The organism is Plantimonas leprariae (assembly GCF_008802405.1).
Taxonomy (GTDB): domain Bacteria; phylum Pseudomonadota; class Alphaproteobacteria; order Rhizobiales; family Rhizobiaceae; genus Plantimonas; species Plantimonas leprariae.
The window spans coordinates 91,232-106,733 of record NZ_VZDO01000016.1 but is presented as its reverse complement, the minus strand read 5'-3'; the positions used below and the strand labels follow the sequence as shown (position 1 = coordinate 106,733).

General features: G+C 69.1%; 13 protein-coding genes. 2 read left to right on the top strand and 11 right to left on the bottom strand.

The window, feature by feature from the left end:
* Positions 1-17: 17 nt before the first annotated feature.
* The 10 genes from F6X38_RS18135 to F6X38_RS18090 all read right to left on the bottom strand — a co-directional run bounded on the left by F6X38_RS18135 (position 18) and on the right by F6X38_RS18090 (position 7,838).
* Positions 18-401, bottom strand: a complete 384-nt coding sequence (locus F6X38_RS18135; RefSeq protein WP_161992822.1) for a PIN domain-containing protein — start codon at positions 399-401, stop codon at positions 18-20.
* Complete coding sequence (locus F6X38_RS18130; RefSeq protein ID WP_150972128.1) at positions 364-663, bottom strand: hypothetical protein; 300 nt, start codon at positions 661-663, stop codon at positions 364-366. The genes F6X38_RS18135 and F6X38_RS18130 overlap by 38 nt, the downstream gene beginning before the upstream one ends.
* Positions 664-717: 54 nt before the next feature.
* Positions 718-1,911, bottom strand: a complete 1,194-nt coding sequence (gene sucC, locus F6X38_RS18125) for an ADP-forming succinate--CoA ligase subunit beta (protein ID WP_150972126.1) — start codon at positions 1,909-1,911, stop codon at positions 718-720.
* 22 nt (positions 1,912-1,933) lie between these two features.
* Positions 1,934-2,896 (bottom strand): malate dehydrogenase, encoded by a 963-nt coding sequence (gene mdh, locus F6X38_RS18120; protein WP_150972124.1) that lies wholly within the window; start codon positions 2,894-2,896, stop codon positions 1,934-1,936.
* Between the two features lie 299 nt (positions 2,897-3,195).
* Positions 3,196-4,371 carry a cell division protein ZapE gene (zapE, locus tag F6X38_RS18115; RefSeq protein WP_150972122.1) on the bottom strand — a complete coding sequence of 392 codons (1,176 nt, stop codon included), beginning with the start codon at positions 4,369-4,371 and terminating at the stop codon, positions 3,196-3,198.
* Positions 4,372-4,414: 43 nt separating this feature from the next.
* Entirely contained in the window at positions 4,415-4,966 is a 552-nt protein-coding gene (locus tag F6X38_RS18110; protein ID WP_150972120.1) for a protease inhibitor Inh/omp19 family protein, read from the bottom strand.
* Between the two features lie 190 nt (positions 4,967-5,156).
* Complete coding sequence (locus F6X38_RS18105) at positions 5,157-5,822, bottom strand: carbonic anhydrase (protein ID WP_150972118.1); 666 nt, start codon at positions 5,820-5,822, stop codon at positions 5,157-5,159.
* Positions 5,823-5,903: 81 nt separating this feature from the next.
* On the bottom strand, positions 5,904-6,659 hold the full coding sequence (locus tag F6X38_RS18100) for a DUF429 domain-containing protein (protein ID WP_150972116.1): 756 nt from the start codon (positions 6,657-6,659) through the stop codon (positions 5,904-5,906).
* Positions 6,656-7,543, bottom strand: coding sequence for a pyridoxal kinase PdxY (pdxY, locus tag F6X38_RS18095; RefSeq protein ID WP_150972114.1), 888 nt, complete (start codon positions 7,541-7,543; stop codon positions 6,656-6,658). Before pdxY ends, F6X38_RS18100 begins: the two co-directional genes overlap by 4 nt.
* A 16-nt stretch (positions 7,544-7,559) precedes the next feature.
* Positions 7,560-7,838, bottom strand: coding sequence for a hypothetical protein (locus F6X38_RS18090; RefSeq protein WP_150972112.1), 279 nt, complete (start codon positions 7,836-7,838; stop codon positions 7,560-7,562).
* A gap of 147 nt (positions 7,839-7,985) precedes the next feature.
* Here F6X38_RS18090 and F6X38_RS18085 point away from each other — a divergent pair, with 147 nt between their 5' ends.
* The gene (locus F6X38_RS18085) at positions 7,986-12,818 is read left to right on the top strand and encodes an NAD-glutamate dehydrogenase (RefSeq protein WP_150972110.1); all 4,833 of its coding nucleotides are present in this window, start codon (positions 7,986-7,988) and stop codon (positions 12,816-12,818) included.
* Between the two features lie 619 nt (positions 12,819-13,437).
* On the top strand, positions 13,438-13,701 hold the full coding sequence (locus tag F6X38_RS18080) for a hypothetical protein (RefSeq protein WP_150972108.1): 264 nt from the start codon (positions 13,438-13,440) through the stop codon (positions 13,699-13,701).
* Between the two features lie 207 nt (positions 13,702-13,908).
* Here F6X38_RS18080 and F6X38_RS18075 read toward each other — a convergent pair whose 3' ends face one another.
* Complete coding sequence (locus F6X38_RS18075) at positions 13,909-15,288, bottom strand: Dyp-type peroxidase (protein WP_246191421.1); 1,380 nt, start codon at positions 15,286-15,288, stop codon at positions 13,909-13,911.
* Positions 15,289-15,502 lie beyond the last annotated feature (214 nt).

Here is a 15,502-nt window from a genome sequence, read left to right as displayed (position 1 = left end):
CTGGCGGTCAGCCGGCCTTACTGAAAGGGATTGATGACGCGGACGCCGCCATAGCTTTGTCCGTGGTTGAGGTCTTCGGAATAGAAGATCGGTGCGCCGAGGCGCTCGGCAGCCGCCAGCAGTGCGGCGTCGTAGTAGCGGATGCGATAGCGCCGAGCGAACTCAATGCCGAGCGCCACGATGGCTCGATCGACGGCGACGAAAGGAAAGGACGAAAGGAAAGCGATCCAGCGATCCGTTTCGCTGGGCGAAAGACGGGTACGGGCACGATTGCTCGTGAGCGAATAGAACTCGGCAAGCGTCTGGGCCGAGACGCCGAACACGCTCGAAAGAACGAGTTCGCGGGCGATATCCGTTCGCCGCTCATCTCTCGTCCTGACCTGAGCCGCGTAGATCAGCACGTTCGTGTCGAGAAAGCAGTCGATCCTCTCGCTCGGCATAAGCGTCCTGTCGTTTCCACTGCTCGGAAGGACCCATGTCCAACGTCGATTCCTCCATCAGCCGGCGCATGCCTTCGCGCGCCCATGCGATGCGATCTTCCTGCTCGACCTCATGAGCGAGAAGCGAGCGCACGATCGCGTTGAGCGACGTCTTGCGGCGCTCGGCAAGGCTGCGCGCCTTGCCGAGAAGTTCGTCGTCGATGGCCAGCGTGATGTTTTTCATCGCCTCATCTCCACATAATCGCACAGCAAGATATGTGCGATTATGTGCGATGCCTCAACCCTTCACCGCTTCCACGATTTTCTTCGCCGCATCATCGAGGTCGTCGGCCGCCGTGATGGCCAGCCCGCTCTCGTTCAGGATTTTCTTGCCGAGCTCGACGTTCGTGCCTTCGAGACGCACCACCAGCGGCACCTTGAGGCCAACCTCCTTCACCGCCGCGATCACGCCTTCCGCGATCACGTCGCAGCGCATGATGCCGCCGAAGATGTTGACGAGGATGCCCTGCACGTTGGGATCGGCCGTGATGATCTTGAAGGCCGCCGTGACCTTCTCCTTCGAAGCGCCGCCGCCGACGTCGAGGAAGTTCGCCGGCTCCTCTCCGTAGAGCTTGATGATGTCCATCGTCGCCATCGCGAGGCCGGCGCCGTTCACCATGCAGCCGATGGTGCCGTCGAGCGCCACATAGGCGAGGTCGTATTTCGACGCCTCGATTTCCTTGGCGTCCTCCTCCGACTCGTCGCGCAAGCCCTTCATGTCGTCGTGGCGGAACAGCGCGTTGCCGTCGAAAGACATCTTGGCGTCGAGGACGCGCAGGTGCCCGTCCTTCATCACGATCAGCGGGTTCACCTCGAGAAGGCTCATGTCCTTCTCCGTGAAGGCCTTGTAGAGCGCCGGGAACAGCGTCTTGCCGTCTTCGCTTGCTGCGCCGGACAGCCCGTAGGCCGCGACGATCTTCGCCACATCCGCCTCGGTCACGCCCTTCTCGGGATCGATCGCGACGGTGACGATCTTCTCCGGCGTGGCGTGGGCCACCGCCTCGATGTCCATGCCGCCCTCGGTCGAGACCACGAAGGCGACGCGCCCGACCGAACGGTCGACGAGCAACGACAGGTAGAGTTCGCGATCGATATCGGCGCCGTCCTCGATGTAGAGGCGGTTCACCTGCCGGCCCGCCTCGCCGGTCTGCGCGGTGACGAGCGTATGCCCGAGCATCTCGCGGGCGTTGGCAACCACCTCCTCGACGGAACGCGCCAGCCGGACGCCGCCCTTGGCATCCGCCCCGAGCTCCTTGAACCGGCCCTTGCCGCGCCCGCCGGCGTGGATCTGCGATTTGACGACGTAGAGCGGGCCCGGCAGCCGCTTCGCCGCGGCCTCCGCCTCGTCGGCCGAAGTGATCGGCACGCCGGCCGCGACGGGCGCGCCGAAGCCCTTCAGGACTTCCTTCGCCTGGTATTCGTGGATGTTCATCGCTGCGACCCCGTTTGCCGGCTTACTTCAGACCCGGCGCGATGCCGCGGCAGGCTTCCATCAGACCCTCGACCGAGGCGACCGACTTGTCGAACTGCGCCTGCTCCTCGCCGTTCAGCTCGATCTCGATGACGCGCTCGACGCCCTCCGCGCCGATCACGCAGGGCACGCCGACATAAAGGTCCTTCTTGCCGTACTCGCCCTTGAGGTTGGCGGCGCAGGGCAGGACGCGCTTCTTGTCCTTCAGGTAGCTTTCCGCCATCGCGATCGCGGAAGCGGCCGGCGCGTAGTAGGCCGAGCCCGTCTTCAGAAGGCCGACGATCTCCGCGCCGCCGTCGCGGGTGCGCTGGACGATGGCTTCGAGCCGCTCCTTCGTCACCCAGCCCATCTTCACGAGGTCGGTCAGCGGCACGCCGGCCACCGTCGAATAGCGCGTCAGCGGCACCATCGTGTCGCCGTGGCCGCCGAGCACGAAGGCCGTGACGTCCTCGACCGAGACCGCGAACTCGTCGGCGATGAAGTGCCGGAACCGGGCCGAGTCGAGAACGCCCGCCATGCCGACGACCTTGGCCTTCGGCAGGCCGGAAAACTTCTGCAGCGCCCAGACCATCGCGTCGAGCGGGTTGGTGATGCAGATCACGAAGGAGTCCGGCGCGTATTTCGCGATACCGGCGCCCACCTGCTCCATCACCTTGAGGTTGATGCCGAGGAGGTCGTCGCGGCTCATGCCGGGTTTGCGCGGCACGCCGGCGGTGACGATGCAGACGTCCGCGCCTTCGATCGCCGCATAGTCGTTCGCGCCGGAGAGCTTCGCGTCGAAACCTTCCACCGGGCCGGACTGCGCGATGTCGAGCGACTTGCCCTGCGGCGTGCCTTCCGCGATGTCGAAGAGGACGACGTCGCCGAGTTCCTTCAGCGCGACGAGATGGGCGAGCGTCCCGCCAATCATGCCGGAACCGATGAGTGCGATCTTCCTGCGCGCCATGATGCCCTTCTTCGCTTGAAGCTGCGCGCCGCCGGACGGCCGCCACGCCTGACCATCGCCTCCCCGGAAAAGATCCGGCCGAAGCGCCCTGCCGAAAAGCTTCGGATGCAGCCTCAACCGCATTCGGTTGCAACCACACCGTCGCGCGGGTCATAGGACGGCGCGGCAAAACTTGCAACCGCACCGCACCATGCCTATCGATTTCAAACGGTTAGCAGAAGTTCATTTTACGTAAACGTCAATTGGAACGCGTTGTAATCGCCGAAGGAACCGAGCGGTGTTCCCAGAAGTCGAAAATCTCACGGCCCTGCGGTTTCCGCCGATCCCGCAGCCGCGTAATCCGCCGAACGCATCTCGACGAGGCGCGAAACGGTGCGGGCGAACTCGAAGGCTTCCGCTCCCCGGCGAGCGCGGTAGAGCTCCTCGGCCGGCACTTCCGCCGAGATCACGATCCGCCGGCGCATGTCGTAGAGCGCGTCGATCAAGGTGATGAAGCGCTTCGCCTCGTTGCGCTCGGCTTCGCCCATGCGCATCACGCCGTCGAGCACCACGGTATGGAAGCGGTGGGCGATCGCGAGGAAATCCTGCGCCCCGAGCGGCCGGCGCATCAGGTCGTCGAAGCGGAACCGCGCGACGCCGTTGCCGGCGAGCGGCACCGGCACGGTGCGCCCCTTTACCGACAGCGAGGCCGGGCGCGGCTTCTCGCCGGCGAGCAGCGTGCGGAAGGTCTCGTCCATGATCCGCTCGGCATCCACCCCGAGCGGCGTCACGTAGAGGTGCTCCTCCCCGATCGCGGCCAGCCGGTAGTCCTCGGCCCCGTCGAGCCGGACGACGTCGGCGTGGCGTTTCAGGATCTCGATGAACGGCAGGAAGTCCGCCCGCTTCAGCCCGTCGCGGTAGAGATCGTCCGGCGCGACGTTGGAGGTCGCGACCAGCGCGACGCCTTGCGCGAACAGCGTCTCGAACAGCCGCCGGAGGATCATCGCGTCGGCGACGTCGGTGACCGCGAACTCGTCGAAGCAGAGCAACCGCGCCTTCGCCGCGATCGCCTGTCCGACCGGCGGGATCGGGTCGCTGCCCTCCGTCGCCGTTCCCGCCCGCACCGCCTTGCGGTACTCGCCGATCCGCTCGTGCACCTCGGCCATGAAGGCGTGGAAATGGACGCGCCGTTTCGCGCCCGTCGCGGCATGGCGGAAGAAGATGTCCATCAGCATGGTCTTGCCGCGGCCGACCTCGCCGTGGACATAGACGCCGCGCGGCGGCTCCGCCGGCTTGGCGCGGCCGAACAGCCAGCCGAGCGCCGAACCCTTGGCACTGAGCGCGGCGGCCGAGAGTTCGCGGTCGAGGCGGTCCAGCCGATCGGCGAGGCGGCGCTGCGCGCCGTCGGCCTCGATCTCGCGCGACGCGATCAGCCGCTCCAGGCTGGCGCGCACCGGCCCCGGCCGGGGCGCCGCCTTCGAATCGTGCGGGGTCATCGGGCGCTCGGCTCCGAAGGGCGTCGCCCGGCAGCGGCCGCCGTCAGCGGTAGAGGCTGATCTGCTGGCCGCCCGATGTCGAGCCGTCGTAGCGCGTGCCGCCGGAGGAGGAGAGGTTCGCGACGGTGGTGCCGCCGGAATCCTTCAGGACGACCTGCCCGCCGGACACGTCCCAGGCGGATACGTCGGCGACCTGGCCGGGGCAGCCGCGCGAGGCGGCGCGGTAGCCGCCGGTCCACTTCGTCAGCGCCATGAAGATCTGGCACGAGCCGCCGCCGGTGGACACCTTCCAGGCGCCGACGAGACCTTCGCGTTTCAGCGGCTCGGCGGAAGCGGTCTGGGTCGGCGCCGAAGTCTGCGGCGTCCCGCCGGCGGCCGCAGCGGTGTCGACCGCCGGGGCGGGCGGCACGGCCGCCTGCTCCACGGGCGGCGGCGGGGGCGGCGGGGGCGGCAACTGGCTCGACTGGACGACGCCGGAAGGTGCGGCGGCGATCGGCGCCGGGCGGCCGTAGTCGGCGGCCGGCTGCGCGCTCTGGCAGGCGGCGAGCGCCGCGAGCGCCACGAGCGCCGCACCGGTCGTCGGAATGTGCTTCATGGTCCCCGTTCCCCTGGTCGGCCCCTGTCCCGATGGCCAAGGCTGCCGCTCGCGTCCCGTCTTGCCGCTTCGCGCCCCGCCGGCGGCGGCGGAGACACGTTCGCGGGAAAACTTAGCATAAACCTTGCGCATCTCCAGCCGCGCGCCGCACGGGGCGGCAAAATCCTCGTGGCCGGGAGACCGTCTCCGGTCAGCCGCCGGCCGAAGGCGGCCGGTCCACGGCCGGGCGGCGGAAGTCGCCGGTCTCGCCGTCCATCGCCCAGAGTTCGCCGGTCGAGATGTCGAACCAGGCGCCGTAGATCGACAATTCACCCCTTCCCTCGCGCTCCGCGACATAGGGGAAGGTTCTGAGGTTCGCGACGGAATAGCGGATCGAGATGCGCTCCAGCGCCGTCTGCCGCTCGCCCGCCGTCATGTGCTCCATCGTCTTCACGCCGTGCGCCGGCTCGTCGACGAGGCTCATCCAGCGGCCGATGAAATCCGCTTCCGACAAGGGCTCGTCGTCCTTGGCGAGCGCCGCCTTGATGCCGCCGCAACGACCGTGGCCGAGGATGACGATGTTCCTCACCCCGAGACCGACCACCGCGAACTCGATCGCCGCCGAGGTGCCGTGGAAATCGCTGTCCGGCTGGTAAGGCGGCACGAGGTTCGCGACGTTGCGGATCACGAAGAGCTCGCCCGGCGCGGCGTCGAAGATGGTTTCGGGCGCCGCGCGCGAATCGCAGCAGGCGATCATCAGGGTTTCCGGCGCCTGGCCCTCGTGGGCGAGCGAGCGGTAGCGGCTCTGCTCCTGCGCGTAGCGCCCCGCCATGAAGGTGTCGTGGCCGGCGAGAAGGTGCTCGGGCAGGAGGGGCATGGGGTTATCCGTCGCGCTGCGATGCAGCATCGCGGCGCAAACTGTCCGCCGGGCGGGGCGGCGTCAAGCGCCGGGGCGCGGTCACGCCCGGATGCAGACCGGCAGGCCGTGAGCATCGCGTCCCGGCGGGTCGGGGAACGAGCGCGCCGTTCCCCGCGCGAACCGCTCCGCGACGAGAAGCAGCGCAGAGGCGTCGAGCCAGTCGTCGCGCCCGACGCCGGGCCCGAGCGGCCGGTCGAGAAAGCTTGCGGCGAGGCCCCGCCGACGGAGCACCGCCCGCCGCTCGGCAGCGCCGGCCGCCGTCTTCTTCGCCGACCCCATCTCCGCGCCGCCGTTCAGGAGAGCGAAGGCGAGTTCCGGATGGCTTTCGAACACCCGCGACGCGAGGCCGGCCTGACGGCGCAGCAGCCGGTCGATCTCCACGATCTTCGGGAAGATGCCGAAAGCCTGGATCGAGAAGCCCTTCGGCGGATCGGAACCGTCTCGCGCCAGCCGGGATGCCTCGCGAAACGCGGCACGCCGTTCGTCGGCATCCGCGAACGGTCCCGCGCCCCGCTTCACCGCGGCTCTCGCCGGAATCGGGAAGATGCTGGCGCGGCGTTTGCCGAGCATCCGGCGCGCCGCCTGTTCCGGCACCCGGCCCGTCCCCTCGATCCGCTCCGGCAGGCCGATCGGCATGTCCACCGCGACGACCGCACCGTCCGGCAGGCGGTCGACGAGGTCGGCGAAGCGCGCGGCGACATGAAAGGAGGGAGCGCGGCCCGGCAGCCGGACCGCCGCGACCCAGCCGGCGCGGCAGCCGTCGACGCCGGCCAGCGCCGGCAGAGCCTCGCTCAAGCCCGGCGGTCGCCCGTCGGCAGGCCGAGGCTGCGCATCTGCACCATCGCCATCGGCGACTTCAGGCTTTCCGCGTCGGTTTCCAACGTCAGTTCGTCCGCGCCGCGCTTGGTGGTGCGGGCGAGGATCTCGTAGACGGCGGCGGTGGTGGTCTGCAGCGCCTTGTCGGGCGGGAGGCCCGCCAGCATCCGCGCGAGCAGCACGGCGCTCGTCAGGTCGCCGAGCCCGTGCGGCGCGCTCGCGATCTCGCGGTGCTCGGCGAGGAGCGCATGGCGGCCGTCGACCAGGAGGTTGCCGATGCCGCCCTTCAGCAGCGGAAACGCCGAGGTGACGACCACCGTCGCCGGCCCCAGCGCCTGCGCCGCCTCGATGAGATGCGCGTTGGTCGAGAATTCGAGCCCGGTGAGGAATTCCAGCTCGAACCGGTTCGGCGTTGCCACGTCCGCCAGCGGCAGGAGGCGGTCGCGGATGCCAGCGAGCGTTTCCGGCGGCAGGTAGAGCCGCCCGCCGTCGCCGGTGACGGGGTCGAGCACGAACAACGCGTCGGGGTTCCGCCGCTTCACCGCCTCCACCAGCCGCGCCGCCGGCTCGATCTGGTCCGGGCTGCCGAAATAGCCGGTCAGCACCGCGCCGACCTCGCCGAGCCAGGGCGCGCGCTCGAGGTCGGCCAGCATCGAAGCGAAGTCCGCCGCCCCCGGCACGACGCGGGTGGAGGGCCCGTGGCCGGGGTGCCAGGGCAGCGTCACCGTCGGCACCGACCAGACCGGGTGGCCGAGCGATTCCAGCGCGAAGACCGCGGCGCGGTTGCCGACCGTGCCGCGCACCACGTGCGAGGAGATCGCGATCACCGCCGCCTTGTCGGCGGACGCCGGGACCTGGCTCATCGCCGCCGCGCCTCCCTCACGACCCGAGCTGCCAGGCGAGAAGCGCCAGGAGGCCGACGAAGGCGACGAGCCCGAGCCCCCGGCCGATCCGCGTGCCCCAAAGCTCGATCGGATCGCCCGCGTCGGCGCTCTCGCCCGAAAGGTGCCGCCCGATCCCGCTCGCCAGACGCCCGAAACCCGCCCCCGTCTGCGGCTCGGTCTCCTGCCGGACGCGCCGGAGGATCGCCGCCGACTCGGCGAGCCGGGCCGCCTCGTCGCCCTCGCGGTTCCGCCACTGATCGTTCGATTGCCGCATGCGCCGCGGACCCTGACGCAATCGCGCCCCCGGGGCAAGCCGGCCTCGCCGAACTCCCCGGCTCCCGTCTTCATTCCGTGTGCGACTGCCCATATCCTGCGCAGGACCCGATGCCATTCCGATCGGGCCGGCGGGGGAGCGACGAGGATGGAACAGGCGAACAAGCGGGCGATCCTCGCGGCCGTCGACGCGGCGCTGGCCGAGACGGGCGGCGGGGATGCGGGCGCGGCGCGGCGTCTGGCGCCCCGCCTCTTCGCCCGGCCGCCGGCCGAGGACCTCGCGCCGTTCGGCGCGGACGCGCTGGCGCTGGCGGCGAGCCGCGCGGCCGCCGCGCTCGCCCGGCACGAACCCGGCGGCCACGTCGTCGCCCTGGAGGAGCCGGAGGGCCTGCGGCTCGGCCCCGACCGACTGGCGCTCCTCACCGTCGTCAACGACGACATGCCGTTCCTGTTCGATTCGGTGACGGCCGAGTTCGCGGCGCGCGGCCGGCCGGTCCACTACGTCTCGCACCCGATCCTCGACGAGGCTGGCGTGCGCCGCAGCCTGATCCAGGTCGCCTTCGAGCCGGACCGCGCTCCGGGCGAGGCCGAGGCGCTGGAAGCGGCGATCGACCGGGTGCTCGCCCAGGTCGCGGCGGCGGTCGGCGATTTCGCCGCGATGAAGCGCCGGGTCGCGAAGGCCGCCGAAACGCTGCGCACCCGAGCCGAGGCCGCGAAAGACCGGAGCGCCGACGAGATCAGCGAAGGCGCGCGCCTGCTCGAATGGCTGCTCGACGACAACTTCCTCTTCCTGGGGCTCCGCGAGCTCGACTATCTCGGCGAGGAAAGCGACGACGTCCTCGTGGCGAAGGAGGACGAGCCGGGCCTCGGCATCCTGAAGGATCCGAGCGTGCGCGTCCTCGGCCGCCCCGGCGCCCCGGTGCAGGCGACCCCGGAGATCCGCGCCTTCCTCCTCGCGCCCGCCCCGCTGATCGTCACCAAGGCGAACACACGCTCCGCCGTGCACCGCCGGGCCTATCTCGACTACGTCGGCGTCAAGCGCTACGGCGCGGACGGCGCCTTCCAGGGCGAATTGCGCATCGTCGGCCTCTTCACCTCGGCCGCCTATACCCGCTCGGTGCTGACGATCCCGTATCTCAGGCAGAAGGTCGAGACCGTCATCGCCCGGTTCGACCTGGCGAAGACCTCCCACAGCGGCAAGGCGCTGCTCAACGTCCTCGAATCCTATCCGCGCGACGACCTGTTCCAGATCGACACCGACCGGCTGGAGGCGTTCGCCGCCACCATCCTCGAACTCGGCGAGCGCCCGCGCGTCCGCGTCCTGCCGCGCCTCGACCGGTTCGACCGCTTCGTCTCGGTGCTCGTCTTCGTGCCGCGCGAGCGCTACGACACGCGCCTCGCCGAGCGGATCGGGGCGCTTCTGGCGACGCGCTACGACGGGCACCTGTCGACCTACTATCCGGCCTTCCCGGAGGGCTCGCTCGCCCGCGTCCACTTCATCGTCGGACGGCGCGGCGGGCGGACGCCCGAGCCCGACCCGGCCGAACTGGAAGCGGCGGTGGCGGGGCTCGCCCGCTCCTTCGAGGACGCCTTTGCCCGGGCGCTGCAGACGGCGGGCGGCGACCCGGCGCTCCTCGCGCTCGGCTCCCGCATGCCGGACAGCTATCGCGACGCCGTCGACCCGGCGGAAGCGGTGGCGGACGCCGCCCGCATCGCGACCCTTTCGGACGCGAGGCCCTTCGACGTCGACTTCCACCGCCGCGCCGGCGATCCGGACAAGGGCCTGCATCTGAAGATCTACCATCGCGGCGACGCGGTGCCGCTTTCCACCCGCGTGCCGATCCTCGAGAACATGGGCTTCGCCGTCGTGTCCGAGCGCACCTTCCGGCTCGGCGGCGCGGACGGGGCGACCGTCCACCTCCACGACATGGACCTGCAACGGCGGCGCGGCGGCGCGATCGACCTCGGCGACGGCGGGACGGCACTGGAGCGGACCTTCGCCGCCGCCTTCGAGGGACGGATCGAGAACGACGGCACGAACGCCCTCGTGCTCGAAGCCGGCCTGACCCACGCCCAAGCCAACGTCCTGCGCGCCTATGCGCGCTATCTCCGCCAGGCCGGCATCCCCTACGCGCAGGACTTCATCGCCGACGTGCTGGTACGGCACGGCGGGATCGCCCGCCTCGTCTGGCGCTTCTTCGCCGCGAGCTTCGATCCGGCCGAGGCGGGGTCGCAAGCCGCTCCGGCCCATCCCGACGGCGAGGACGATCCCCTCGCCCGCATCGCCGCGGCGCGCGGCGCGCTCGGCGTCTACCGCGAGATCGTCGCGAGCCTCGACAAGGTCGATTCGCTCGACGACGACCGGGTGCTGCGCCGGTTCCTCAACCTCGTGGCGGCGACGCTTCGGACCAACTTCTTCGCCGTCGACGGCCTGTCGGCGGCGGAAGGTTCCGCGCCCGGCCATGTCGAGCCGGCGCTCGCCTTCAAGCTGGATTCGGGCCTCGTCGAGGGCCTGCCCGCGCCGGTGCCGTTCCGCGAGATCTTCGTCTTCGACGCGCGTGTCGAGGGCGTGCACCTGCGCTTCGGGCGCGTCGCCAGGGGCGGCATCCGCTGGTCGGACCGCAGCCAGGACTACCGCACCGAGATCCTCGGCCTCGTCAAGGCGCAGCAGGTGAAGAACGCCGTGATCGTGCCGGTCGGCGCGAAGGGCGGCTTCCTGCCGAAACGCCTGCCGGACGGGTCGGACCGCGACGCCTTCGCGGCCGCCGGTCGCTCCGCCTATGTGGTATTCATCGCCTCGCTCCTCACCGTCACCGACGACATCCGGGGCGCCGCCATCGTGCCACCGCGCGAGGTCGTCCGGCACGACGGGGACGATCCGTATTTCGTGGTCGCCGCCGACAAGGGCACGGCGACGTTCTCCGACACCGCCAACGCCATCGCCGTCTCGAACGGTTTCTGGCTCGACGACGCCTTCGCTTCCGGCGGCTCGGCCGGCTACGACCACAAGGCGATGGGCATCACCGCCAGAGGGGCCTGGGAGGCGGTCAAGCGGCACTTCCGCGAGATGAACCGCGACATCCAGGCCGAGCCCTTCACCTCCGTCGGCTGCGGCGACATGTCGGGCGACGTCTTCGGCAACGGCATGCTGCTGTCGGAACAGACGCGCCTCGTCGCCGCCTTCGACCACCGCGACATCTTCATCGACCCGGAACCGGACGCCGCCCGGACCTTCGCCGAGCGCCGGCGGCTGTTCGCCCTCTCCCGCTCGTCCTGGGCCGACTTCGACCGAAGCGTCCTCTCCGCCGGCGGGGCCGTGTTCTCGCGGCGCGAGAAGCAGATCCAGCTGTCGGAAGCAGCCGCCCGCGCCATCGGCTGGGACCGGCGCTCCGGCACCCCGGCGGAGGTGATCAGCGCGATCCTCAGGGCTCCCGTCGACCTCCTGTTCTTCGGCGGCATCGGCACCTATGTCCGTGCCTCCGCCGAGACCAACCTCGATGTCGGCGACCGCGCCAACGACGCGGTGCGCGTCACCGGCTCGCAGCTCCGCGCCAAGGTCGTCGGCGAAGGCGCCAATCTCGGACTGACCCAGCGCGGACGCATCGAGGCGGCGCGCGGCGGGGTCCGTCTCAACACCGACGCGATCGACAACTCCGCCGGCGTCAACACGTCCGACGTCGAGGTCAACATCAAGATCGCGCTGAAGGGCGCGATGGATACCGGCCGCCTGTCTCGCCCCGACCGCGACGTGCTGCTCCGCTCGATGACCGACGAGGTGGCGCGGCTGGTGCTCGCCAACAACTACGAGCAGACGCTGGCGTTGTCGCTGGAGGAGCGGCGCGGCGCCTCCGCCCTCGCACTGCAAAGCCGCTTCATGGGCGCGCTGGAGGAGGCCGGCCTTCTCGACCGGGGGGTGGAGGTGCTGCCTTCGGACGCCGCCCTCGCCGATCTTCGCGCCGGCGGCCAGGGACTGACGCGGCCCGAGCTCGCGGTCGTCCTCGCCTATGCGAAGATCGCGCTCTTCGACCAGCTCGCCTCCGGCAACCTGCCGCAGGAGCCCTATCTCGCCGGGCGTCTCCACGCCTATTTCCCGGCGGCGATGCGGGAGCGCTTCGCCGCCGACATCGACGCCCATCGCCTCGCGCCGGAGATCGTCGCGACGGGCCTCGCCAACGCGATGGTGAACCGGCTGGGGGCCACGGCCGTGACGGCGATCCGCGACGCGACCGGCGCGTCCTACAGCGAGATCGGCCGGGCCTTCGTGACGGCCTATGACGGCTTCGGCGTCGAGGCGCTCTACGGCAAGATCGACGCGCTCGACGGCCGGATCGACGGCGCGGCGCAGAACGAGCTCTACGAGGCGGTCGGGAGTTTCCTCAGGGTCGCTACGCGCTGGTTCGTCGCGAACGGCGCAGCGAAGGAGCGTTTCGCCGCAGGGATCGAGGAGGTCGCCCGGGTGGTCGCGAACCTCCGGGATCGCCTGTCTCTTTCCGTCAGCGAAGCGGCGCGGTCTGGCGCCGAGACCGAAAAGCGGCGCCTGGAAGCGGCGGGCGTGCCGGCGCCGCTCGCGTCCGAGATCGCGCTCCTGCCGCTTCTCGCCCTCGTTCCGGACATCGCGGATGTTTCACGTGAAACATCGGCGCCGCTGGAGACGACGATCGAAGCCTATTTCGCCATCACCGAACTCTTCGAGATCGGGCGGCTGGAGGCGGCGATCGGCAAGCTGAAGCCGACCGACTACTATGAGATCCTGGCGCTGGAGCGGGCGGAAGCGCAGATCGGCACCGCGCGCCGACGCCTGACCACCGCCGCGCTCAGCCGCTTCGGCGGCGAGGGAAAGCCCGCGGAGGCCTGGGCGGCGGCGCGCGAATCGGCGGTGGCGCGCATCCGCCCGCAGATGCTGGCCTTGGCGGGCTCGGGCGAAACCTCGGTCGCCCGCCTCACTGTCGCCGCCGGCCTCCTTTCCGACCTGCCGGGATAGGGTGCCGGGGAGCGGCACCTTCCGGCCAGGACAAGGCCCCCCCGAACGCGGCTGCCGATGGCCGGCCGACGACCGCGCGGCGATCGCACATGGCAGCCCAACCATGTCGGCACGCGCAAGGCGCTCCGCAACCGAACGAGGAGCTTCCGCTCGAAGCTTCCAGCTTTCGTTCCGGCAACGCGTTTCGAAACCTCACGACGTCGGTCGGCGCCGGCAGATCGAGATCGTCAGGCGTGTTCCAAGTCCCACCGCAGCTGAGCGACGAGCTCGATCATCGTCCCCATCCGGAGCAACGCGCGGTATCACTGGATAATGAACAGATCAAACGCATGGACTGGACGAAACACACAATACTGAATTAGGCTAAGCTTCGCAGCCAGAGAATGCAGGGAGCAAAGTCGCTCGAGAACAAGCGATGATCGCCCATCCCGTTCAAATGCCGTTGCCAGCTCGAGTAGTTGCGTACTCGCATTCTTGATTTGTCAAGCGACTGACGCGATCAGTCCTTCGCACGCCCAAGACCTTGGCATCCCAGCATCTCAACCTTCACGCCTTTCATCTGCAAGTCCAAAGCTGTCTATCGAGATGATGCTCTCCACAACCTTCATCGGAGGCCAACTTGTCGAACAACGTTGCAACCCCATCGAAAGCGCCGACCAACAAGGCTATCGCTGCAACCGGCGGATCGGCCGTCGGAGCAGCTATCGCGACGGTCATCTTGTATTTGCTCGATCCGAACAACCAGTTGCCGGGCGCCGTGACGACGGCAATAACGACCCTGGTGACGGCGGTCGTTACACTCGCTGCAGCGTACTTCACGCCGCCCGGCTCGAACGAAGCGATCATCATGACGCAGGACGGGCCGAAGTCGGCTCGAACCTAAACTTCCGGTTGTCGAGAGCCTCGCTCTCGTTGTCGCAAGTGCCTTCGCCGTCGGACGCGATCCACGCGATCCGCATGACGCCGATCGTCCGTCATCGATCGCGCAGGGAGTCTGGAGGGATCGGCGCCGGGGTCCCGTGGTTTGACGTTGAGGAAGATCAACGGTTCGCAACCCCGGCCGGGGCCGGGACCCCGCGCCGATTCGCGCTCAGACGTTCTTCAGGAAATCGCGCGAGGGAGCGAAGAAGTACTCGCCGCCCTTCATCGTCACGAAGCGCCCGAAATCGAAATCCGCCGCGCTCGCGCCGCTCCAACCGTCCGGCACCGTGATCGGGGCCGGCGGTCCCTGACCGATGACCGGATCGACGCCGACGCCGCCCGTGACGAAGTCCGCGTTGTTCGCCCAGGTCGCCTGCGTGAACTCGAACTGGTTCTCGATGCTGGACATGTAGGCCATGAACAGGAGGCCGACGCCTGTCGTCGGACGATCCGTGAAGTCGTTCGTCTCCTCGTCGTATTGCCGCTCGCCGTAGGTGATGCCGCGCCGCGCCATGATGTGCGAGCGTTCCTGGCGGGCGGTCGTCGCGACGCCGATGTCCGTCGCGAGATGGAAGGGCGACTCGCCGCGGGGATTGGTCTTGCGGATATGCGCGATGAACGGACAGCGGCTTCCGGCTTCGTCGTGCCGGAAGTCGAAATCGTTGACGGGCGGCATGTCGGTCGGGAGCGGGTTCAGCACCACGGGCGATCCGTCCTCGAAGCGCCCGACGATCAGCGCCCCGGCGCGTTCCTCGAACGGACCGCCTGCGAGGCCGAGCGCGGCCGAGAGTTCGTCTTCCTTGTCCTTGAAGCCCTTCACGTTCTCCTCGAGCTTTCGGAAGACGAAGAAGCTGCCAAGGCTCGTCGCCTCGTCGTCGCCCGGATCGTCGACAAGGAACTGCGACGGCGGAAACGCCGGATCCCAGAACGAGCGCGGCTCCCGCTTGACGTCCTCTGCTAGGAACAGCGGCTGGCTGCGCCCGTCGACGTATCCGAACTGTTCGACGCCTTCGAACTTCTCGGCGACCTTGCGCCTTTGCGCCTTGCCGGGCTCCTCATGCAGCAAGGTCGCCCCGGCGGCGCTCAGCCGGCCTTTCCAGTGATCCGCAACGTCGGCCGCCTCCGCTGCCTCGTCCGCCGCGACGAGCAGCAAGGCATCGATCCGGTCGCGATATCCTTCCTCCCATTCCGTCACCTCCGGATCGTTGATCGGCGGAGCGACCGCCGCACCCGGTCCACGAGCCTGCATGCCCGCCAGGAACGCTTCATCCTGCGGAATGGCGTCGGGGGCGTCGAGCGCTTCGTAGCCGCTTGGACGCAGCATGAAGCAGATGACCGGTCCGCCCGACTGCCCGGTCAGCTTGAACGTCTCGGTCGCCTCGAGTTGATCCAGCGCGGACGGCATGCGTCGGCCGAGGGAACGGACGACCGAGCGGAGGTGGTCTCCGTCGGCATCGGCGAAGTTCCAGAACAGGTTCCGGGTATGGTCGCGACCGTGGCCCTTCACGATGTTGGCCTGCAAGCTGCGGAGGACCCGCCTGACCGTCATGTCGATCGATGCGGTCTTCCAGGCGATCGGTCGCTTAAGTAGTTCGGATAGGGGTGTCGATACCATCATGGCCTCCTCGATCGAAATCATTCGAAACACTAGGCAGCAATCGGCATTGACGCGGCTTCCGCAAGAAGCCGCGAAACATCACTGGACACATCACTCCATTGAACTTGCGGTTGCGGATGATACTCGGAGATAAGAATGTTTCAAG

Coding starts and splice junctions, on each gene's coding strand:
- F6X38_RS18085 (WP_150972110.1), top strand. CDS start 7,986: ATGGAACAGGCGAACAAGCGGGCGATCCTCGCGGCCGTCGACGCGGCG.
- F6X38_RS18105 (WP_150972118.1), bottom strand. CDS start 5,822: ATGCCCCTCCTGCCCGAGCACCTTCTCGCCGGCCACGACACCTTCATG.
- F6X38_RS18130 (WP_150972128.1), bottom strand. CDS start 663: ATGAAAAACATCACGCTGGCCATCGACGACGAACTTCTCGGCAAGGCG.
- F6X38_RS18110 (WP_150972120.1), bottom strand. CDS start 4,966: ATGAAGCACATTCCGACGACCGGTGCGGCGCTCGTGGCGCTCGCGGCG.
- zapE (WP_150972122.1), bottom strand. CDS start 4,371: ATGACCCCGCACGATTCGAAGGCGGCGCCCCGGCCGGGGCCGGTGCGC.
- sucC (WP_150972126.1), bottom strand. CDS start 1,911: ATGAACATCCACGAATACCAGGCGAAGGAAGTCCTGAAGGGCTTCGGC.
- mdh (WP_150972124.1), bottom strand. CDS start 2,896: ATGGCGCGCAGGAAGATCGCACTCATCGGTTCCGGCATGATTGGCGGG.
- F6X38_RS18090 (WP_150972112.1), bottom strand. CDS start 7,838: ATGCGGCAATCGAACGATCAGTGGCGGAACCGCGAGGGCGACGAGGCG.
- F6X38_RS18075 (WP_246191421.1), bottom strand. CDS start 15,288: ATGACGGTCAGGCGGGTCCTCCGCAGCTTGCAGGCCAACATCGTGAAG.
- pdxY (WP_150972114.1), bottom strand. CDS start 7,543: ATGAGCCAGGTCCCGGCGTCCGCCGACAAGGCGGCGGTGATCGCGATC.